Source organism: Acinetobacter sp. ANC_7503 (assembly GCF_056780035.1).
On sequence record NZ_JBWYJA010000001.1, the window covers coordinates 129,330 to 150,938 of the forward strand.

General features: G+C 37.8%; 25 protein-coding genes. 13 read left to right on the plus strand and 12 right to left on the minus strand.

From position 1 onward, the window contains the following. Nucleotides 1-127: 127 nt before the first annotated feature. Both AC1M9M_RS00690 and AC1M9M_RS00695 read right to left on the minus strand, forming a co-directional pair. Complete coding sequence (locus AC1M9M_RS00690) at nucleotides 128-400, minus strand: HU family DNA-binding protein (protein WP_035263613.1); 273 nt, start codon at nucleotides 398-400, stop codon at nucleotides 128-130. A gap of 168 nt (nucleotides 401-568) precedes the next feature. Next, on the minus strand, nucleotides 569-997 hold the full coding sequence (locus AC1M9M_RS00695) for a phasin family protein (RefSeq protein WP_481595662.1): 429 nt from the start codon (nucleotides 995-997) through the stop codon (nucleotides 569-571). 233 nt (nucleotides 998-1,230) lie between these two features. Here AC1M9M_RS00695 and AC1M9M_RS00700 point away from each other — a divergent pair, with 233 nt between their 5' ends. From AC1M9M_RS00700 to fdx, 8 genes are all read left to right on the plus strand, one after another. Next, nucleotides 1,231-1,881: a hypothetical protein gene (locus tag AC1M9M_RS00700; protein ID WP_481595333.1), complete on the plus strand. Its 651-nt coding sequence runs from the start codon at nucleotides 1,231-1,233 to the stop codon at nucleotides 1,879-1,881. Nucleotides 1,882-2,020: 139 nt separating this feature from the next. After that, nucleotides 2,021-2,494 carry an Rrf2 family transcriptional regulator gene (locus AC1M9M_RS00705; RefSeq protein WP_035263618.1) on the plus strand — a complete coding sequence of 158 codons (474 nt, stop codon included), beginning with the start codon at nucleotides 2,021-2,023 and terminating at the stop codon, nucleotides 2,492-2,494. Between the two features lies 1 nt (nucleotide 2,495). After that, nucleotides 2,496-3,713, plus strand: coding sequence for an IscS subfamily cysteine desulfurase (locus tag AC1M9M_RS00710; protein ID WP_035263620.1), 1,218 nt, complete (start codon nucleotides 2,496-2,498; stop codon nucleotides 3,711-3,713). Between the two features lie 103 nt (nucleotides 3,714-3,816). Beyond that, nucleotides 3,817-4,203 carry a Fe-S cluster assembly scaffold IscU gene (gene iscU / locus AC1M9M_RS00715; protein WP_035263622.1) on the plus strand — a complete coding sequence of 129 codons (387 nt, stop codon included), beginning with the start codon at nucleotides 3,817-3,819 and terminating at the stop codon, nucleotides 4,201-4,203. Nucleotides 4,204-4,233: 30 nt separating this feature from the next. Continuing rightward, on the plus strand, nucleotides 4,234-4,554 hold the full coding sequence (iscA, locus tag AC1M9M_RS00720) for an iron-sulfur cluster assembly protein IscA (protein ID WP_035263624.1): 321 nt from the start codon (nucleotides 4,234-4,236) through the stop codon (nucleotides 4,552-4,554). 101 nt (nucleotides 4,555-4,655) lie between these two features. Beyond that, nucleotides 4,656-5,171 (plus strand): Fe-S protein assembly co-chaperone HscB, encoded by a 516-nt coding sequence (gene hscB, locus AC1M9M_RS00725; RefSeq protein WP_481595334.1) that lies wholly within the window; start codon nucleotides 4,656-4,658, stop codon nucleotides 5,169-5,171. Between the two features lie 37 nt (nucleotides 5,172-5,208). Then, nucleotides 5,209-7,068 (plus strand): Fe-S protein assembly chaperone HscA, encoded by a 1,860-nt coding sequence (hscA, locus tag AC1M9M_RS00730; RefSeq protein WP_481587493.1) that lies wholly within the window; start codon nucleotides 5,209-5,211, stop codon nucleotides 7,066-7,068. A gap of 16 nt (nucleotides 7,069-7,084) precedes the next feature. Continuing rightward, entirely contained in the window at nucleotides 7,085-7,423 is a 339-nt protein-coding gene (fdx, locus tag AC1M9M_RS00735) for an ISC system 2Fe-2S type ferredoxin (protein ID WP_035263630.1), read from the plus strand. Nucleotides 7,424-7,488: 65 nt separating this feature from the next. Here fdx and AC1M9M_RS00740 read toward each other — a convergent pair whose 3' ends face one another. The 7 genes from AC1M9M_RS00740 to AC1M9M_RS00770 form a co-directional block, all read right to left on the minus strand. Next, the gene (locus tag AC1M9M_RS00740) at nucleotides 7,489-8,931 is read right to left on the minus strand and encodes an adenylate/guanylate cyclase domain-containing protein (RefSeq protein WP_481595335.1); all 1,443 of its coding nucleotides are present in this window, start codon (nucleotides 8,929-8,931) and stop codon (nucleotides 7,489-7,491) included. A 52-nt stretch (nucleotides 8,932-8,983) separates the two neighbouring features. Then, entirely contained in the window at nucleotides 8,984-9,421 is a 438-nt protein-coding gene (locus tag AC1M9M_RS00745) for an HIT domain-containing protein (protein ID WP_035263634.1), read from the minus strand. 224 nt (nucleotides 9,422-9,645) lie between these two features. Continuing rightward, the gene (mfd, locus tag AC1M9M_RS00750) at nucleotides 9,646-13,104 is read right to left on the minus strand and encodes a transcription-repair coupling factor (protein ID WP_481595663.1); all 3,459 of its coding nucleotides are present in this window, start codon (nucleotides 13,102-13,104) and stop codon (nucleotides 9,646-9,648) included. 101 nt (nucleotides 13,105-13,205) lie between these two features. Next, nucleotides 13,206-13,556: a hypothetical protein gene (locus AC1M9M_RS00755; RefSeq protein WP_481595336.1), complete on the minus strand. Its 351-nt coding sequence runs from the start codon at nucleotides 13,554-13,556 to the stop codon at nucleotides 13,206-13,208. Between the two features lie 99 nt (nucleotides 13,557-13,655). Beyond that, nucleotides 13,656-14,441: a glutathione S-transferase N-terminal domain-containing protein gene (locus AC1M9M_RS00760; RefSeq protein ID WP_481595337.1), complete on the minus strand. Its 786-nt coding sequence runs from the start codon at nucleotides 14,439-14,441 to the stop codon at nucleotides 13,656-13,658. A 30-nt stretch (nucleotides 14,442-14,471) separates the two neighbouring features. Then, on the minus strand, nucleotides 14,472-14,981 hold the full coding sequence (rraA, locus tag AC1M9M_RS00765; RefSeq protein ID WP_481591036.1) for a ribonuclease E activity regulator RraA: 510 nt from the start codon (nucleotides 14,979-14,981) through the stop codon (nucleotides 14,472-14,474). Nucleotides 14,982-14,992: 11 nt separating this feature from the next. Then, nucleotides 14,993-15,658 (minus strand): Rossmann-fold NAD(P)-binding domain-containing protein, encoded by a 666-nt coding sequence (locus AC1M9M_RS00770; RefSeq protein WP_481595338.1) that lies wholly within the window; start codon nucleotides 15,656-15,658, stop codon nucleotides 14,993-14,995. Between the two features lie 215 nt (nucleotides 15,659-15,873). On the opposite strand from AC1M9M_RS00770, the gene rpsT reads away from it, so the two are divergent. Next, nucleotides 15,874-16,143: a 30S ribosomal protein S20 gene (gene rpsT, locus AC1M9M_RS00775; RefSeq protein ID WP_035263646.1), complete on the plus strand. Its 270-nt coding sequence runs from the start codon at nucleotides 15,874-15,876 to the stop codon at nucleotides 16,141-16,143. Between the two features lie 33 nt (nucleotides 16,144-16,176). Here rpsT and AC1M9M_RS00780 read toward each other — a convergent pair whose 3' ends face one another. The 3 genes from AC1M9M_RS00780 to AC1M9M_RS00790 form a co-directional block, all read right to left on the minus strand. Next, complete coding sequence (locus AC1M9M_RS00780; protein ID WP_481595339.1) at nucleotides 16,177-16,926, minus strand: histidine phosphatase family protein; 750 nt, start codon at nucleotides 16,924-16,926, stop codon at nucleotides 16,177-16,179. 61 nt (nucleotides 16,927-16,987) lie between these two features. After that, on the minus strand, nucleotides 16,988-17,836 hold the full coding sequence (locus AC1M9M_RS00785; protein WP_481587497.1) for a 3'(2'),5'-bisphosphate nucleotidase CysQ family protein: 849 nt from the start codon (nucleotides 17,834-17,836) through the stop codon (nucleotides 16,988-16,990). 323 nt (nucleotides 17,837-18,159) lie between these two features. Next, nucleotides 18,160-18,297, minus strand: a complete 138-nt coding sequence (locus AC1M9M_RS00790) for a hypothetical protein (RefSeq protein WP_171076720.1) — start codon at nucleotides 18,295-18,297, stop codon at nucleotides 18,160-18,162. Between the two features lie 297 nt (nucleotides 18,298-18,594). Between AC1M9M_RS00790 and AC1M9M_RS00795 the strand changes: the two genes are divergently transcribed. The 4 genes from AC1M9M_RS00795 to AC1M9M_RS00810 all read left to right on the plus strand — a co-directional run bounded on the left by AC1M9M_RS00795 (nucleotide 18,595) and on the right by AC1M9M_RS00810 (nucleotide 21,596). Further along, on the plus strand, nucleotides 18,595-19,287 hold the full coding sequence (locus AC1M9M_RS00795) for an HAD-IA family hydrolase (RefSeq protein WP_481595340.1): 693 nt from the start codon (nucleotides 18,595-18,597) through the stop codon (nucleotides 19,285-19,287). After that, nucleotides 19,271-19,711, plus strand: a complete 441-nt coding sequence (locus tag AC1M9M_RS00800; protein WP_035263651.1) for an RNA-binding S4 domain-containing protein — start codon at nucleotides 19,271-19,273, stop codon at nucleotides 19,709-19,711. The genes AC1M9M_RS00795 and AC1M9M_RS00800 overlap by 17 nt, the downstream gene beginning before the upstream one ends. Before the next feature lie 146 nt (nucleotides 19,712-19,857). Then, nucleotides 19,858-20,901, plus strand: a complete 1,044-nt coding sequence (gene recA, locus AC1M9M_RS00805; protein WP_035263652.1) for a recombinase RecA — start codon at nucleotides 19,858-19,860, stop codon at nucleotides 20,899-20,901. Between the two features lie 68 nt (nucleotides 20,902-20,969). Then, nucleotides 20,970-21,596, plus strand: coding sequence for a regulatory protein RecX (locus tag AC1M9M_RS00810; protein WP_481595341.1), 627 nt, complete (start codon nucleotides 20,970-20,972; stop codon nucleotides 21,594-21,596). Nucleotides 21,597-21,609: the final 13 nt, after the last annotated feature.

The following is a 21,609-nucleotide window of genomic DNA, read 5'->3' on the forward strand; positions in this document are numbered from 1 at the left end:
GGTATTCCAATATTTTATTTCAAAGCGATTCTAACTGATAATCCAAACCGAATATATCAGATGAAGCCATAAATTTTCTTTTTAATAAAAAACGCGCCAAGTCGGCGCGTTTTGGACTTAATAAGAATTAAGCTACAGAATCTTTTAAACCTTTACCAGCTTTAAAGCTAGGAACTTTGCTTGCTTTAATTTGTAATTCTTCGCCAGTTTTCGGGTTACGACCAGTGCGTGCAGCACGATCTTTAACGCTGAAAGTACCAAATCCTACTAAAGTAACAGAGTCACCTTTTTTCAGCGCTTCGCCAATAGAAGCAATAGTCGCGTCCAATGCCTTACCAGCATCAGTCTTAGACAATCCCCCTTTCTCTGCAATTGCATCAATCAATTCTGATTTATTCATGAAGATTACGTCCTCTTATATCGTTTGTTTAAAATCCAAGGCTTGTATTTTAAAAGGCCATGACGACTTTATAGCAATGCTTTGGGGGGAAACGCAATACTGCTCGACCTGTTTTGATCAAAATAAGCGACAAAAAATACCAAAATTACAGTTTTATCTCTAAATCCATCATTTTTTTTCGAGTTTAGCTCGTAAAGCTTGATTTTCAGCAATGAGCACATCTAATTTCTGGTTAATATCTAAAATCATATTCTCAAGATGTTGTACATCTTTAGTTGAGACGAGCCCAATACGATTAAGCGAAGTACTCACCCCATGATCTAAAAGTTTTTCGACCTTATCTTTTTTATCCGTAACAGACTCTTTAGTTTTTTCCGCAACTTTGTTTACTGTTTGATCTGTAAATTCAACCGTTTTTGATTCAAGCTCTTCACCAACTTTGACTAAAGAGTCAAACATTTTATTACCTTCTTCCTCTGCGCGAGAAAAAGCACCTAAACCAGCAAGCCAAATTTGTTTAGTATATTTACGAAAATCAAGTGTGGACTTGCGTTGATGCTTTGTTTTACGTGAGTTTGCAGGTTGTGAGTTGTCCATTAATTCCTGTTCTTTATTGTTATTTACATCTTGATCCACCGTTACACTCCTGTATATTTTAGCCTCTAAACTGACTATTCGTGCATAAAATACATTGATAATATCAAATATCGCTATTGAACCTTGTTCAAAACTGTTCTACAAAGCAATGATAAATGATGTAATCTTAGACTTAATTTAAGTTTGTGTTAATAGAACTTTTTAGATTTATTAAATTTGAATAGGATTTATTTATGAGTGAATCGCAACAACAACAAGGTCATACCCGTTTGTTGCTTAACATTGTTATGTTAGTTTTAGAGACATTCTATTCTTTCGTCTTAAAACATGACCGTGTTGTTCGCCTTCAAGCAAAAAAATTTGTAGAACAACAAATTACAATTAAAATGAATAGCTATATCCCCTATTTTGACTTTTATATCCAATTTACGGATAAAGGCATCTTATTTGACCTTCAAGCGCCAGAAAAAGAACCTGACCTCAAGGTAAGTAGTACTTTAGTCGATATCATTCAAATTTTCGGGTTTGCAAACCGCAGAAGTTTGAAAAAAATGCGTATTGAAGGTGATCAAAACCTTAAAGACGAATTCAGAGATTTAGCATTACATCTCTCAACACCGAAATTACTTTCAGATTGGAAAAACTGGTTAACAACAGCTTCTGAAGACCAAGACACAAAGGCTTCGAGAAAACGCATTGCACCATTACTTGAAAAAATTGACTTACAAAGATCTAAAATCAATACACTTCAAGTAGAGGTAAAACAATATAAAAATCGTATTCGTCGCATGCAAACCAACCAAAAACGCACCAATATTGCGTTCGGGATAGTTTCGGTTCTATTCGTGGCTTTAATCGTGTATAATTTATTGAATATTTATTAAAATAATAAAGTTTTATCTGTTTAAATCCTCGCCATATTTAATTCCGATTAATTTAGTTGGTTTTTAGAAAAAATACTTGACTAAATTAGTCGGAATTCATAAAATTTCATCATCTAGCCTTTTACACGTGTATCGAATCATGCGCTTAACCACTCGCGGTCGCTACGCAGTGACTGCATTACTTGATCTAGCTTTGCAGCCGACTGAACAAACCATTACTTTGGCAGAAATTGCTACTCGCCAAACTATTTCTGTGGCTTATTTAGAACAACTATTTGCTAAATTAAAGCGTCATGGCTTGGTTTCGAGTGTACGTGGTGCTAATGGTGGATACCATTTAGCGCGTAATGCTTCTGATATTACGGTCTTAGAAATTATTGAAGCTGTAAACGAAACTGTTGATGCAACACGTTGTGACCACAAAGGTAACTGCCAAAATGGCGCAATGTGTCTAACTCACGATTTATGGCAAGAACTCTCCCTCCACATTGCCGATTACTTAGCTAAAATCTCTCTTGCTGATTTAGTTGCTCGCGATAACGTTCAAACTGTTGCGATCCGCCAGAATACAGCTCCATTAGATTCAGCCCTTTTATCGGTTACAGGTATTTGACATGAAACGTCCAATTTATCTTGATTATGCTGCAACGACTCCAGTCGACCCACAAGTTGCTGAGCGCATGATGGAATGCCTTACATTCGATGGGACTTTTGGTAACCCTGCATCACGTTCGCACGCATATGGTTGGCAAGCTGAAGAAAAAGTTGAATACGCTCGTGAGCAAGTTGCAAATCTTGTAAAAGCAGATCCACGCGAAATCGTTTGGACATCTGGCGCTACAGAATCTGACAACCTTGCACTGAAAGGTGTTGCACAGTTCTACGCTTCAAAAGGCAAACACATCATTACGAGTAAAATTGAACATAAAGCAATTTTAGATACTTGCCGTGAATTAGAACAAGAAGGCTTTGAAATTACCTATCTTGAACCAGAAGCTCAAACAGGTCTAATTACTCCTGAAATGGTTCAAGCTGCTTTACGTCCAGATACAATTCTTGTTTCATTAATGATGGTCAATAATGAAATTGGTACTGTGACTGATGTTGCCGCTATTGGTGAATTAACTCGTGCGAATAAGACATATTTCCACGTAGATGCCGCTCAAGCTGCTGGTAAAGTTGAAATCGATTTATCAACCATGAAAATTGATTTAATGAGTTTCTCTGCTCACAAAATTTATGGCCCTAAAGGTATCGGTGCACTTTACGTACGTCGTAGTCCACGTGTGCGTCTTAAAGCTCAAATGCATGGTGGTGGTCATGAGCGCGGTATGCGTTCTGGTACGCTTGCAACTCACCAAATCGTTGGTATGGGTGAAGCATTTGAACTTGCAGGTAAAAACCTAGTTGCTGAACAAACTCGCTTACGCACTCTACGTGACAAACTTTGGAATGGTCTACAAGATCTTGAACAAGTTTTCTTAAATGGTCATCCGACTCAAAACGTAGCAAACTACTTAAACGTAAGTTTTAACTTCGTTGAGGGTGAATCTTTAATGATGTCACTTAAAGATGCTGCTGTTTCATCTGGTTCAGCTTGTACTTCTGCAACATTAGAACCTTCTTATGTTCTTCGTGCATTAGGCTTATCTGATGAGTTAGCACACAGTTCAATTCGCTTCAGTTTTGGTAAATATACGACTGAAGAAGACATTGATCACGTACTAGAAGTGACAAAAGCTGCTGTAGAAAAATTACGTGACCTTTCTCCACTTTGGGATATGTACAAAGAAGGGATTGATCTGTCGAAAGTTGAATGGACAGAACACTAATTTAAACCAAACACATGCATCTTATTAAGCTTAAATATTGAAATTTAATAAGATGCACCCATATTAAATATTATCAGCCGACCCTGAGGTTTGGAGACGCATCATGGCTTATAGCGAAAAAGTGATTGATCATTACGAAAATCCTCGTAATGTTGGTGTTTTAGATAAAAACGCAGAAAACGTAGGTACAGGTATGGTCGGTGCACCAGCTTGTGGTGACGTTATGCGTCTTCAAATCCAAGTGGATGAGAATGGTGTAATTGAAGAAGCTCGCTTCAAAACTTACGGATGTGGTTCTGCAATTGCTTCAAGTTCACTTGTAACTGAATGGCTAAAAGGTAAAACTTTAGACCAAGCACAGCAAATCAAGAATATTGATATTGCAAATGAACTTGCGCTTCCTCCTGTAAAAGTACACTGCTCTGTACTTGCAGAAGATGCAATTAAAGCTGCTGTAGAAGACTACCGTAGCAAAAAAGCGAAAGCTTAATTTAGCGCTTGATGATTGAATGGAGTTTTCATGATCAATTTAACTGAAAATGCTGCAACTCATATCAGCAATTATTTATTGAATCGCGGTAAGGGTGAAGGTATTCGCGTTGGTGTGAAAACTTCAGGTTGTTCTGGATTGGCTTATGTTCTCGAATTCGTTGATGAAGTTGACGAACATGATCAAGTCTTTGAACAGTTTGGGGTTAAAGTTTTCGTTGATCCGAAGAGCCTTGTTTATCTAGAAGGTATGGAAATGGACTATGTTAAAAATGGTCTAAACGAAGGTTTTGAATTCAACAACCCAAACAAAAAAGGTGAATGTGGTTGTGGTGAATCTTTCACTGTTTAAGATAATCATTCTCTTTTTACCTGATTAAAACAGTGCCCTGCACTGTTTTAATTCTATTCAGCGCCCACTTTTATTTTTCACTATTTTGGAATTTCCAATCCATGAATCATTTTGAGTTGTTTAATCTCCCTGTAGCACTCGATATTGATTTAGCAACTTTGAAAGCTAACTTTCTAAAATTGCAGCAACAATATCATCCAGATAAAGCTGAAAATAAAGACCAAGCCTTGATCAAATCTAGCGAAATCAATCAAGCTTATAAAGTTTTATCTCAAGTTGACAGCCGTGCTGGATATTTACTTACACTCAAAAAACAAGACTATCATTTAGATCAATCCATCAATGATTTCGAATTTTTACAATCTGCATTAGAAATTCGTGAACAGTTAGATGAAGCTCAAAGTTCTGAACAACTTTCATCTTTAAAAACTGAAGTGCGACAATGGATTGATGGTTTAGTTCGCGAATTCAAAATAGACTATGAAGCTGAAGATTGGGCTGAGTCTCGCGATACTGTTCGAAAATTACGTTTCTTCCAAAAAGTGATGAATGATATACATCAAGCTGAAGACCGTATTCTCGATGATGAAGATTTTGACTTAGATGACGAATTCTAATTTTATTTTTTTGTTTTATTTTCAAGGGATTTAACACATGGCACTCTTGCAAATTGCTGAACCTGGACAATCAAGTGCGCCACATGAACATCGCATTGCTATTGGTATTGATTTAGGTACGACCCACTCTCTTGTAGCAACTGTGCTTTCTGGCAAACCTAAAGTTCTAAATGATGAACAAGGTCAAGTGTTACTTCCTTCTATCGTACATTATGCTGAAAACTCTACTGTGCTCGGCAATGACGCAAAACCGTTTATAACTCGTGACCCACAGAATACTATTGTTTCTGTAAAACGTTTTATGGGACGCTCAAAAGCTGATATTAAATTTCAACACCCATATCAATTGGTGGGTGAAGACAATCAGATGCCTGCTTTTGAAACAGCGCAAGGTCGTAAAACACCTGTGGAAATTTCTGCTGAAATTCTAAAAAACCTAAAAGATCGCGCTGAAGCAAGTTTAAAGAATCCCATAAATGGTGCTGTCATTACAGTACCTGCCTATTTTGATGAGGCACAACGCCAAGCAACACGAGACGCTGCACAGCTCGCTGGTTTAAACGTACTGAGATTATTAAACGAACCTACAGCAGCAGCTGTAGCGTATGGTTTAGATCAAGCAACAAATTTAAGTACAGATCAAAATTATGTGATTTACGACTTAGGTGGTGGTACTTTCGACGTCTCCATCCTACGTTTCTCACAGGGTGTATTTGAGGTACTCGCTACAGGTGGACACACTGCACTTGGAGGCGATGATTTAGATCGTCTTATCGTCAAGTGGGCTAAAAAATCACTCAATATCGAGACCTTAGATGATAACGAGTATGCACACTTCCTTGTTGCAGCACGTAAAGCGAAAGAAGCTTTATCGGACCAAGATCAAGTTAATCTTCAGCTTTTAGAAAACGAATTAACTTTGGATCGTTCAACGTTTGAAAGCATCATTAAAGTTGCTCTAGATAAAACGATTTCAGTGTGCAAACGAGTATTACGTGACGCTAAATTGAAATTAGACGATATAAAAAATGTCGTTTTAGTAGGTGGCTCTACTCGCTCTTATGCGGTACAAAAAGCTGTAGCAGAAGTATTTAGTCAAGAGCCTCTGTGTACCATTAATCCAGATGAAGTCGTTGCAATCGGTGCTGCAATTACTGCCAACCAATTAATTGGTAATAGTACAGATGGTTCTCTACTACTTGATGTAACACCATTATCACTTGGTATTGAAACCATGGGTGGACTAGTAGAGCGATTAATTTCACGCAATACTGCAATTCCTGTCGCTCGTCGTCAAGAGTTCACCACGTATCAAGATGGTCAAACTGCGATGTTAATCCATGTTGTCCAAGGTGAGCGCGATTTAGTAGAACATTGCCGTAGTCTCGGACGTTTTGTTTTACGCGGCATTCCACCGATGACTGCTGGTCAAGCACGCATTGAAGTGACTTATCAAGTCGATGCTGACGGTCTCTTATCGGTATCTGCTCGTGAAACAACATCTAACGTCTCAGCTCAGATTGATATTAAACCATCGTATGGTTTATCTGATACTGATATGGAGCGCCTACTGGTTGATGGTTTTAAATTTGCAGCAGAAGATAAAGCCCTTCGTCATTTACATGAAACTAAAGTTGAAGCTCAACGAGAACTTGAAGCTCTTTCTCAAGCGCTTAAAGCTGATATTAAACTCTTGACTGAACAGGAAGCTCAGGATTTAATTTCGGCACAAACTCATTTGGCTCAACAACTTGAAACTTCTGATATTGAAGCAATTGAAGCTGCTGTTGCTGCGTTAAAAGTTCATAGTGATGCATTTGCTGCAAAACGAATGAATCAACATATTGATCATGCTCTCAAAGGCACTAAGCTTGACGATTGGTCAAACTCAAACTAAACATAGGTAAAAATTTATGCCACGTATTAAAGTTCTTCCACATGCGCAAATTTGCCCTGAAGGTGCTGAGTTTGAAGTTGAGCAAAATGCCAATCTTTGCGAAAGCCTTCTAAAAAATGGTATCAAAATTGAACATGCTTGTGATATGTCAGCAGCTTGTACGACCTGCCATGTTATTGTTCGTAAAGGTTTTGATGGTCTCGAAGAAATGAATGATGTAGAAGCAGATTTACTCGATCGTGCTTGGGGTCTAGAGCCAGATTCACGTCTTTCTTGCCAAGTAAAAATTGAAAATGATGATTTAGAAGTTGAAATTCCGAAGTACACGATTAACCATGCTTCTGAAAATCATTAATCATTTGTAAAACCATATAAAAAAGGTCACTTAAGTGACCTTTTTATTTGTGTAGATATAAAATCCTAATTTAGATATTTTACTTCATCAGATATTTTTAATTTCACAATACCAGAAGAGTTGGTTAAATCCTGCTGAAGTTTAATACGTTCAATCATTTTTTCTAAAACTGCGATTAATTCAGCATATTCGTAATTTTGTACTTCTTCCATATTCAGTACCAGTTGAAACCCTTTGTACTCATAATCAAACCAATGCTGATGGGTTTGCTTGGTGCTATATTTTTCCATGACCTGCCAACTTTTAATTGAACCATGAATCCCTTTCAGCTCTATAGGTTCCTGAGGTGCACAAAGATAATAGTTTTTAACTAACTTATAAGTCTCATCCGAGATTAAAATTTCATCAATTTCTGCAGCATTTTGAAGTCTTGCAGCTAAATTCGCATCCCGCCCAACAATGGTATATGCCATTCGATGAACTGCGCCATAGTTACCAACGTGACAATAACCAGTACTAATGCCCATACGTATATGCAGTGCTGAGTATCCCATTTTCACCCAGCGTTCACGCAAAAATTTCATTTGTTGACGCATTGCCATCGCCATATCGATGCAATTTTTGGCATCTTGTTCAACCCCTTGCGAATCTGGATCTCCAAAGAAAATGAGAATCGCGTCTCCCATAAACTTGTCAATTGTTCCACCATATTGCTTGGCAATTTCAGTCATATGGCTCAGATAGTCATTCAAAACAAAAGCTAAGTCATCTGGAATAAGAGTCTCTGAAAGCTCAGTAAATCCCTGAATGTCAGAGAAAAAAATCGTAATTTTTTTTCGTTTATATTCAAGTTTCGCTTCAGTTTCACCACGCATGATTGATTGCCACAATTGAATTGGTGCATAGCGGCTTAACTGATTCGATAACTCAATATATCGATTCATTTCTTTAAAATAAGTTTGACGTTGAACATCTAATTTTTTTACACGTCGATTCTGATAATAATTAGCAAAATTCACAAAAAGAATCGCACATATACACGAGACTACGGACAATTCGATTGAAGTTTGCTGGAAATAATCTTCAAAACCAAAAATAAAAATTGTACAAATATAAAAAACAATGATCGCAACTAAAATTGCAATCGAACTCACCATCATCGAAATTTTATTATTAACGGCGGTAAACACCAATCCAAACAGGAAAACAAATGTTGGCAACAAACTTAAATGCACTGCTGCTAAGGCGGTAGCTACAACAACAACATCAATAATAAAGAACGCAAAACGTCTGGTTTTACTACCATAACGATATTGGATACTGTGTGAAATTCGGGGTGCCAATAGAATCAGCAAGAAAATAAATAGAGGGTATAAAATCTGATAATTTTGGTTTTGTGAAGTGAAATAATAGATCACAACAAGAATCGCGATCATCACATACCCCATCATCCTGAGGAGTACTTCAAACTGCTGTGGCTCTTTATCCAGCATTCGTTCAAATGGCAATTGCTATTACCTCAATTCACATTATTTTTATTCTTCCTTGAAATTGACGTATTTACTCCATACGCCAATCGAAAGGCATGTCACCTTGACCACGTAGCGCGAGCATGAGCGTTTGACGCATATGCGCTAAAACATCATTACTGTAAGGAACTGCAGGTGAAGCACCCCAAACAGGCTTAGGCCATGCAGAATCATTCTGATAACGAACTACATGATGAAAATGAAGTTGAGGAACCATATTTCCTAGTGCTGCAACGTTCATTTTATCCGCACGGAAAACTCGAGATAATTGACTAGATAACCAGCTAGATTCTCTTAAAAATTGTTCTTGGTCTGCTTGGCTTAATTCATATAATTCAGTTACACCAGGAACACGCGGCACCAAAATCAACCATGGAAATTGCATGTCATTCATTAAACGACAAGTTGAAAGTGGAAAGTCGCCAACAAAAAAAGTATCTTGAGCAAGTTGTGGATGCAAACTAAACATATATTTATAAATGACGCAAAAATTAAATGGATAGCTAATACTAACACAACAGTTTTAGACTGAGTATTATTAGTCATGTGTTTCGATACAAAAAAATATGTATTTCATTGATTTGAATCTCACTCATTCATTGCAACTCATCGCTAAAAAATCAACCTATGAGGTTGACTGTCAGCCAGTGCATTTTGAGCAATGAACAAGTCTAGATTCAAGCCCAACTTAGATCAGTTGAGCCCTCTCATCAATTCATCTAAAAGATCATTAATAAACTGAATTCTTTTGTCATTTTCCTCAAGCATAACCATCACTTTCAGACGTTGACCACCGTCCATTCTAAAAAATGTCGGATGTTTTTGCATCATTTGGATAATACTCATCGCTTGAACAGGAGTATCAGGTGAAAATTCAATTTGGCCACCCTGCTTACTCAAATCAATCTTGGTAATACCTAATTTTTCTGCTTTTATACGCACCTGATGAACAGTAAAAAGATATTTCACTTGTTGAGGTAGCACACCAAAACGATCGATAAGCTCCATACGGATATGATCGAGTTTTTCTTGTGTATCCGTATTACTAATTCGCTTATAGAACAATAAACGCTGATGCACATCACCTAAATATTCATCTGGAATTAATGCAGGCATATGTAAACTAATTTCAGCCGTGAGTGACAAAGGGGCATCAAAGTTAGGAGTCTTACCATTTTGGATAGCTTTAGTCGCTTTCTCAAGCATTTCCATATATAGACTATATCCAATTGCATGCATTGAACCACTTTGTTGCTCACCTAGAAGCTCGCCTGCTCCACGTATTTCTAAATCCTCTGTTGCCAATACAAAACCAGCGCCTAAAGTAGAAGCACGCTGAATGGCATCAAGTCGTTTTTCAGCATCACCTTTTAAGCCTTTAATAGACGGAACCATCAGATACGCATAGGCTTGATGATGAGAGCGCCCCACACGACCACGCAGTTGATGAAGTTGTGCCAAACCTAGCTTGTCTGCTCGCTCGATGATAATTGTATTGGCATTTGGTACATCAATTCCCGTTTCAATAATGGTCGAACACACCAATACATTATATTCTTTATGATAAAACTGCTGCATGACCTGTTCTAACTCACGCTCACGCATTTGACCATGCGCAACTGCAACCCGAGCTTCAGGAACTAACAACCGAATATTTTCAGCCGCTCGTTCAATGGTATCCACTTCATTATGCAAAATATAAACCTGACCACCACGTAATAGTTCACGCAAGATCGCCTCTTTCATCGTGGCATCGGTCTGCTCATTGACAAAGGTCTTAACAGCGAGACGGCGTGCAGGTGGTGTAGCAATAATTGAGAGGTCACGCATACCTGAAAACGCCATATTTAAGGTACGCGGGATTGGCGTAGCGGTTAGCGTCAGCATATCTACATCGGCACGCATCGCTTTAATACGTTCTTTATCTCGCACACCAAAGCGATGTTCTTCATCAACAATCATCAATCCAAGTTGTTTAAACTGGACATTTTCCTGCAAAATTTTATGCGTTCCAATGACGATATCAACTTTACCCTCTGCCAAATCTTCGATCGTTTTTAAGTGTGTTTTATTTGAGCCAAATCGAGATAACACTTCAATACGGATAGGCCAATCAGCAAATCGATCTTTGAAAGATTCATAATGCTGTTGCGCAAGTAAAGTTGTTGGAACTAAAACAGCAACTTGCTTATTGTTCTGTACAGCAACAAAAGCAGCTCTCATCGCTACTTCTGTCTTACCAAATCCAACATCACCACAGACTAAACGATCCATTGGTTTAGCTTGTTGCATGTCGTATAAAGTCGCTTCGATAGCATTCGCTTGATCAAGCGTTTCTTCATAAGCAAAACCACTAACAAACTGCATATAAGTAGTGTGATCTAATTCAAATTGAATACCTGGTTTTGAGTGGCGTCTTGCTTGAATATGAAGAAGTTCGGCTGCAACATCATGTATCTGTTCTAGTGCTTTGCGCTTAGCTTTATTCCAAGCATCTGTACCAAGTTTATGCAGTGGTGCTAAATCAGGATCACCTCCACTGTATCGACTAATCAGATGCAAATTGGTGACAGGAACATAGACTTTGGCATCATCAGCATAATTAAGTTGCAAAAATTCGTGGTCTTGATCATCAATACATAAAGTCACTAATCCCGCATAGCGACCTACACCGTGATCAATATGAACTACAGGAGCACCTATACTTAATTCAGTTAAACTTTTAACTAAGAACTCTTCAGAAACTTCATGCTGGCGTTTTCTACGGCGTTGTACAACACGATGCTCATAGAGTTGATTTTCTGAAATGACAGATATTTGTCCTTTAATCTCCAAGCCACGTTCAAGTGGTGCATGCGTTACTGCTACTGAATATTGTTGATTAATAAACTCCTGATAATGCTCTACAACAGGAATTTCACCCATACTTGCTCGCAAGGAGTCCTTTAACGATTCACGACGTCCCGCACTTTCAGCTACGAGTAAGACAGGGTGTTGCGCAGCATCGATAAATGATTTTACAGCATGAAATGGCTGTTGATGTTTAGGCTCTACCGCTAAACGAGGTGGCTGTTCAGCAGAGGTATTAATTACACCCGCTTTAGGTTCAAAAACTTCGTCAGATGCGATAATACGAGGAAACTGATTGAGTTGTTCAAAAATTTGATTTTGTTGAAAGAAGATTTGTTCTGGAGCTAATAAAGGTTGATCAACATTGTGACGTCTGTCTTCATAACGCTGATAAATATCTTTCCAAAATTGAGTTAATTCACTTTCAATATTGCGATCTGTAATGACAATGGAATGATTTGGTAAGTATGATGAAATACTACTTTGTTCTAGCATTTCTTTTTTTGAAAAGAACAGTGGAAAGTAATAGTCCAATCCTGGTGAAGATATCCCCTCCATTACATCCTGATAAATCGGATTTTTTTTCGGGTTCGCCGTTGGAAACTCTTCAGCATAACGGTCTCGAAATTGAGCTCTACCTTCTTTTAAAGGAAACTCTTTAGCTGGTAAAACCTTAAAATGTTCAAGTTTCGTCGTGGTCCTTTGAGTTTCTGCATCAAAAAATTTTAAAGAATCAATTTCATCATCAAACAAATCTATTCGAATTGGAGCATCTTGCCCTGAAGCAAAAATATCAACTAAACTTCCCCGAACAGCAAATTCTCCATGATCATATACAGTATCGACCAAATGATAACCAGCCTGAATCAGGCGTTGTTTCTGCTTTTCTAAATCAAATTTTTGCCCAACGCTAATATCAAAATGCTCACCTAACACCCAAGACGTCGGCGCAACACGTTGTGCCAAAGTTGTGCTTGAAATGAGTAGTATCCCTTTTGCTGGCATATTAGAGAGCACTGATAATCTTTCTGAGACAATATCTTGATGCGGAGACAACCGATCGTAAGGTAAGATCTCCCAATCTGGAAAGATGGTGGGCTTCACACCATAAAATTCAAGTTCACTCTCAAGTTGAGCTAAATGTTGATTATTTCTAGCTACCAGAACAAAGAGTCGATCAGAGTTTTGACTTATTTCTTTTAAAAGCAAAGCGATGGCAGAGCCTTTAAGCGCCCCTAACCATCTTTTTTCGCCAGATTTTATTTGTGATAGATTAAGTTGAGAAATTTCTTTTTGGAACATGAAGATCGCTTTAAAAGTCTGGTAGGACATTGCACTATTTTATCATGTTCAAAATCGAGAATGAGTTATTTTTAGATATCACAAACATTCAGTCGCAAACATTAGCGCTCACGTTTGAATTCACGATAATAATCATTGAGCAATATCACGAATTTTTTTAACTGTTCTAGATTCTGTTGATTATTACCTAATCTCGTAGTAAAACGACCTGTATTCAACTCGAGATCTATTTTCTCTTTGATCAACATTCCTCGATAAAATAAATTTTCCAAATCATCAAAACGAGTCACCTTTCGGTTCGAAAAATATGACAATCTTTCATTTAGTTCATTCAAAACAACGTCATCGATAATATATCCTAATTCAGGATCATGACGAATTTGATGGGTCTGTAAATAAACTTGCTCAGCCGATGGTTTTTTTTGAAACAAATCAGAAAATTTTTTAAACATAGTTCGGTAAGAAAAGCTGAAAACTCAAAATGATGGTCTATCTTAGCATCTGGTCACGAATACACCTATATTCATGACCAAAAAGCACTCAAACTAAAATTAACCGTAATTTTTTCTTAAATATTCTACAATCTTCTTCGATTCGAACAATTTTACGCCTGTGTTAGGATCAACTAAGTACGGGACTTGTATATCCTGCCCCTTGCGATTCATTAACTTTACAACCTGCTCGCGTTTACCGCCAGCCAAAGGAATATATTTCCCAGGCTTCAATCGTAAAATCGCTGGTCCTTGATCCTGCCAACGCTCTTTAGCAACATTATGAAACTTAAATGGTAATTCAAGTTCTGTGAGTTCAGCGCGCACGATTCTGGTGTATGGACTCGCTTCAAACCCCCATAGCTCAATTAAATGCTTGGGTTGTGGTCTCTGCTTAATCGCTTTATTTATAAAAATCCCACGAGCACCATTAATCAGTGTTCCAGCTAGAGCAACTACAGGCAATTTGGGGTAATGTGAGAATTGCTTCGGTGTTTGACCTGTCTCACCATAATGCTTAAAAAGATAGTGAATAATATCCTGAGACTCGTAAAGTTTAGCCCCAGTATTTTCATCAATCAAAAAAGGAAATTGAGTCTTACCCCCAAGTGTTTTTACTTGATCTCGATAGACCCTTCCACCTTTTGGACAAGGATACACTTCGTAATCAAGATTAAGTAAAGTCAACACTTCTCTTACACGACGACAGAATGGTGATCCTTCAAATTCGTAAAGCTTTAATGCTTTTTCTGGCTGTTTAGGAAACGGTGTACCTGAAGTCCCACGTCCACCTTCTGCAACAGCTGAAGCTAGCGCTTGAGCCACTTTTAATTGATGAATCACCATACTGATTACCTCGTTTTTGTTTTATTTAAATTAGTCGACTAATTTTTTCTTGGAAACAATGATTCCATTATTGTCTGCATAGATATAATCACCTGGTTGGATTGTGATATTTCCAATTTGAATCGTGATATTGGTTTCGCCCACCCCTTTACGATTACTTTTTTGAGGTATAGCTGCAAGTGCGTGCACGCCTAGATTTAAACTCGCAATGGCATCAACATCTCTAACACAACCATTAATAATGACACCACTCCATCCATATTTAACGGCAGACTCAGCAATCATATCTCCCATCAATGCACAACGCATGGAAGAACCACCATCTACAACTAAAACTTTGCCTTGCCCATCTGTAGCGAGTAACTCTTTTACTCGTGAATTGTCCTCAAAACATTTAACAGTGACAGCTTCACCACTAAAGCTTTTTACACCGCCGTAACTTTTGAAGAATTTTCCATCAATAGATGGATACAATACTTGAATATCTAAATCAGGATGGTCATCCAGTAAATCACACGTCACAAATGTTGGCGTTGTCACTTTTTATACCCTCAGTTATGTTTTTGAATCTCTAAATTATCATAAATCTTAATTTTTTCATTTTGAGTTCTTGCGCTCACGACCATAGTATTAGCGACTTGCTCTGCTGTCACTGGCTTATATTTGAATGTATTTGGCAGAAATTGCGATACTCGCTTGAAAATACTCTGAGAAATATCTTCGAGTGTCCTTGTTTCAGCTCTTTCACCAATTAAGAGTGAAGGTCGAATGATCGCCAATTGATAGAGTGATAATGATTTTAGATAATTTTCTAACTTTCCCTTCACTTGATTATAAAAGAATGGAGATCTTTCATTCGCACCTTCCGCACTTACAATTGCAAAAAAAGTATCGGTATTCACGAGCAAATCAGCAAAATGAGCATTTATCTCAAAATCGATATTATAAAAATTTTCTTTAGAGCCTGCTTTTTTAATTGTACTTCCTAGGCAACTAAACGCATGTGAGAATCCAGAAGCGTCCTCATCATTTAACATTAAAAAGTCATCAATGACCAACTGATCAACTTTGGTGAACTGTTCAAATTGTTCATCATGCTTACGAACAACTACGACAATTCTTTCGCAATCTACCAATTGATTCAAATGAATTACCAAAGATCGACCAACTAAACCAGTTGCCCCTATAACTATTGCACTTTTAATATTTTTAATCATTTTTTCGCCATTCCTTCCAATATTTATATAATCTAACGTGCTAACCGCATTTTATCTGCATCAAAAATGTTGTCAAAGCATGTCAAGACTTGACTTTGCCGCATCATTTAATCACAATATGGCACTTGTTTACGGGCTGGTGTAAATTCTTCTAATGTTTGTATTTAGTTGAAATTTCAGCCCGCCCAGACCAATCAATTTCAAGGAGTGCACGAGTGGCAAACTCTGCTCAAGCAAAAAAACGTGCTCGTCAAAACGTTAAAGCACGTAAACACAACGCAAGCTTACGTTCTATGGTTCGTACTTACCTTAAACGCACAGTAGCAGCGATCGCTGCGGGTGACTATGCAGCAGCTTCTGAAGCTTACAAAACTGCAGTACCTGTAATCGACCGTATGGCTGACAAAGGTATCATCCACAAGAACAAAGCTGCTCGTCATAAGAGCCGTTTAAATGCACAAGTTAAAGCTTTAGCTTCTAACTAAGTTGCGTTAAAAAAAGCCCTTTAAGGGCTTTTTTTATATCTTAAATTTACTTTCTTGCTCTACAAATTCACGAATAGACAGCTCATTACATTCACCACGCCATATCCATTTCAATTTTGCATCTATGAATGCTTCACCTTCAAACCAAACAAACAAACCTTCCATCATTTCTGGCCAATCCTGCTGAATAATCTGTGTTTTACCTGAAATCACAGCCAGAATACCAGCCAGAATAGTGTCATGGCTAACCGCCAAACTTAATCCATGATTCTGTTGAGGGTGAGTTTGATAAAGCAAATGTAAAACATCAACCACACCTGTAATTGGCTGCTTCATCCCAGGTAAGGTATTGTTTACAAAGCTATTGATAAAGCCCAAAGCACCTTGTTGCTTAAAATATGGCGCAGCTTGATCGATATCTAAAACAAAGCTACCAGGCTCGACCAAGAGCCCCTGCTCAACAATCTTAATATGATGGGTATTTGACTTAGGATTGATTTGATCAGCACCTTGAATCATCAGTGCAGCAGTATCAATACAACGTTGAATTGGACTAGAAATACAGTGTTCTATCACACGATCTGTTTGATCTATAAGATAAGCCCCCCAAGCCTGCGCCAGATCCTTACCTTGATCAGTTAATTGCAAATCATATCCAGCGAGTCCTTGGCCCACCACCATTTCACGTATTGAGTGGCGAGTAAATAGTGTAACAGGCACAGCAACATCGGGCAGTAAATCAACCGCTCTGAGCATACTTGGAGGAAGCAACTTCAGCGACATAATAATTCTAATAAATGAAATTAATTTGACTATAACACGATGAAATTATAGTTCCACTCCCCTAAAGTACATTTGACAACGCATCTAAAGCCAATTGCCTCATTTCAGGATCACGATAGGCGATAAAACCATTATTCAAAACAGTATCACGCTGATTATAGGTAAATGGCACAGAATCTAAGGTCAATAAACCACCCCCTATACTCTCTAGCAAGCCTTGTCCAGCACTGGTGTCCCACTCAGAGGTTGGATGAAATCTTGGGTAAATATCTATCTCACCTTCAAGCATCATGCAAAATTTATAAGCACTTCCAGCTTCACGACGTATAACCGGTATTTCTCTTTCAATATAATCAATATAGTGTTGATACTTAGGATTTTTACTACTATGACTCAGTCCAATTTGGATGGCATCGACTGGTGAGGCTTTAAATTTGCAATATTTTTCCCAAATATTGTTCATAAATGAATATTTATAAGGAAGATCCGTCAAATAGCCCATATACATAACTTGCTCTGTCGGCACGACTATAACTGAAAATACAGTTTGATGGTTCTGAATAAGACTCAGATTAATCGTAAATTCATCACGCTCATGAATAAACTCCTTCGTACCATCCAAAGGGTCTAGCATCCAACATTGAGGCCATTCATGTCGCTCCGAATAATCACTTTCTTCAGAAATGATTGGAATATCAGGTGTAAGTTTTGCAAGCTCTCTGAGCAGATATTGATTGACCTTTAAATCTGCTTGAGTTACAGGAGAATGGTCATCTTTTTCGTTAATTTTAAAATCACGTCCAGCACAATAGTTTTGATATTCTTCTAATAATATTTGGCTTGCAACAGCCAAAATCGGAACCAAATTTAACATTTGTTGATCTTGGGGAGCATGCGTTGTGATAAACATGGATAAAACCTATTTTTTCTGGCGCTACACACTCTAAGCACGACGATCATATTAAGAACCTCAGCCTAAAATGCAGCGTGATTTAATTTGCATTGTTGGATTTATATTTATAGTAGCAAACCTATAAAATATAACCACTTTGAAACACATAACCCATTTCAATCATAAGAACTCTAACACTTTTAAAACAAAATCCGAAGCATGATTGCCAACAACCCTCAATTCATCTTAAATAACACCCGCAATAGTTCCAAAAATCAGAGCGCGCCTTAGAGTCAGTATCAACATAAAAAAACAAGCCTTCTTAAAGAAGGCTTGTTTTTTTATTTTTGCTCTTTGACTGGACTTTCAGGCTGTTCATTTGGTTTTTTTACAGGCTCTTTATTTTTAAAAGAGTCCTGATTCCCTTTATCCTCATTAGATTCTTTGTGTGGTTTCGAACTATTATCATGTTTTGTCATACTTCAAACTCCTATGCACCATTTTCAAAAAATATGATGCTTTCATAGCGACTTCTATACTATTTTTGTATTCATTATCAAGATCTAAATTTGTGACCTCACACATCTAATTCGATATAATACGAATGGAATGAAATATAGAAGTCACCACGCCCACTCATTCTTGAAGTTCAATTTTAAAATGCTGATGCGAGTCCAACCTTTTGCATCAAATGATGGTGTAAATCGATATTTAAATAACACCCATTTTGTTGTTTTTATTTGTGCTAAATTGCAACAATACCTGAGGAAAGATGAATGAATAAACCCATCATCATGTTTGACATGGATGGAACCCTACTCGATCTTGCTTTTGACGATTTAATTTGGAATCACAAACTCCCTGAGCGACATGCCAAAACTCATCAAATCAGTTTAGAGCAGAGCAATCAAATTCTATTTAAATTTTATCAAGATCATAAGCACACGCTCGATTGGTATTCTACGCGCTTTTGGACAGCCAAAGTCGGCGTTGATACTTTTCAGCTTCAACACGATCACAAAGAATTCATCAAGCCGAGACAGGGATGCATTGCGTTATTATCAAGCCTTAAGCAAGCTGGATACCGAATATGGTTAGTCACCAATGCTGATGAAAGAGGTTTGGCATTGAAAATGAATCAAGTTGACCTCACCTCTTATTTTGAAGTGATGATCAGTAGTGAAACAATCGGTTTTGCTAAAGAGCGTTTTGAATTTTGGGATCAATTACAGCAAATGCACCCATTTGAACCTCGTCACTGCGTTCTCGTTGATGATACTGCGGTTGTACTCGAAGGTGCTAAATCTTTTGGTATTGAGCATCTAATCACAATTACCCAACCATCTAGCGCTCAACCTGAGCGCGAAAGGTCTAAACTTCAGTATCCTGCAATTAATGATCTAAAATCATTAATCCCCTATTTAGACCAAATTAACCATGAGAAAGAAATGAATGTCAAAACAGCATGAAACTAAAATCACTGATTCAATGCGAATTGATAAGTGGCTTTGGGCAGCACGCTTTTTTAAAACCCGCTCAATTGCCAAAGCAGCAATCGAAGGTGGTAAAGTTCATCACAACAATGATCGTGTTAAAGTTTCCAGAGAAGTACGTGTAGGAATGGAGTTAACGATTCAGCAGGGATTTGAAAAGAAAACCGTCATAGTGAAAGCATTATCATCTGTACGAGGCGGGGCACCTACTGCACAATTACTCTATGAAGAAACTGAAGTCAGTATCGCGCGTCGTGAGTTGCTTTCTGCACAAAGAAAATTGCATAATCTTGCACGACCAGATCATCGACCAAGCAAAAAAGATCGACGTGATATTACAAGATTCCGTCAACAAAATGGTCAGCAATATGACGAAGTTTGGTCATACGATGATGAATAAGTTAAAGCGACAAATACTGTCGTTTTGAAGTTTAAAATTATAGAACAGTTCGATTTTTTCTGTCACTATAAATGCCGTGGACATTAGACTTAATTAAAGACATCCACTTAAGTTATCAGTGATTTACATCGTTTTGAGGTTATGAGATGGATGATAATAAAAGCAAAGCACTGAGTGCTGCTTTAAGCCAAATTGAAAAACAATTTGGTAAAAATACGGTAATGCGCCTCGGTGACAATACTGTTCAAGCTGTAGAAGCTGTATCTACAGGCTCTCTTACATTGGATATCGCACTAGGTATTGGTGGTTTACCTAAAGGCCGTATTATTGAAATTTATGGTCCAGAATCATCAGGTAAAACCACCATGACACTTCAAGCGATTGCGCAATGTCAAAAAGCTGGTGGTACTTGTGCATTTATCGATGCTGAGCATGCTTTAGATCCTCAATATGCTCGCAAACTTGGTGTTGATATCGATAACTTATTGGTGTCACAACCTGATCACGGTGAACAAGCACTAGAAATTGCAGATATGCTGGTACGATCTGGCGCTATCGACTTAATTGTTGTCGATTCTGTAGCAGCCTTAACCCCTAAAGCCGAAATTGAAGGTGAAATGGGTGACTCTCATATGGGTCTACAAGCACGCTTGATGAGCCAAGCATTGCGTAAAATTACAGGTAATGCAAAGCGCTCCAACTGCATGGTGATCTTCATTAACCAAATTCGTATGAAAATTGGTGTCATGTTTGGAAGTCCAGAAACCACTACTGGTGGTAATGCGCTCAAATTCTATGCTTCTGTACGCTTAGATATTCGCCGTATTGGTCAAGTAAAAGAAGGTGATGAAATAGTTGGTTCTGAAACACGCGTTAAAGTGGTGAAGAACAAAATGGCACCTCCTTTCCGTGAAGCATTATTCCAAATCATGTACGGTAAAGGTACAAATCAGCTTGCTGAATTGGTCGATCTCGCTGTACAACAAGAACTTGTTCAAAAAGCTGGTGCTTGGTATTCATACCAAGGCAACAAGATTGGACAAGGTAAGAACAACGTGATTCGTCATCTTGAGGAAAATCCTCAACTTGCACAAGATCTTGATCGCATGATTCGTGAACAGTTGTTAACCACAGCGACTCCAGCTCCAACCGAAGAAAATGACGAAGAAGCTGATTTATTTGAAGTATAATTTTTCAAAAAATTTGAAATCGAAGCGCCCAAATTATGGGCGCTTTTGTTTAAGAGCATGGATTTAAAATGTCAGAGAAGTTTCCCAAGTTCATTCATTATGAGGACTTAAAATCAATAATGAATGAAGATGAACCTCAACATCTCATCAATGATCAACATGTGGCTAGCCAACACCCGAAAAATCAAGCATCAAATGAATGTGATTTAGATGACAACCATTCATCAGCTCTAGCACAAAATAAAGGCTTAACAGGAACTCGTTTGAGATCGTATGCATTTGCAGTCTTAACTCGCAAAGAATACTCAAAAAAAGACTTAATCGATAAACTTGCTTTGTATGCACAAAATAAAGAAGAGGTTTTGAGCTTAGTTGATGAGCTAGCGCGAGAAAATTATCAAAGTGATGCTCGCGTTGCAGAAATGACGGTACGCAGCCAATTACGCAAAGGAAAAGGTCCAAATCGAATAATGCTAGCGCTTAAAAGCAAACACGTTGATAAAGCCTTGGCTGAACCAGAAATGGAAGAAATAGATTGGTATGAACAAGCATACTTATTGAAAGTCAAAAAATATGGCTATGAAGTTGCTCAGGACGCAAAATTAAAAGGAAAACAAATTCGCTTTTTACAATATAGAGGCTTTGAAATGGATGCGATTATGAAAGCTATAAAACGAAAAGAGAATGAAGAATAAGAAATAAAATTAT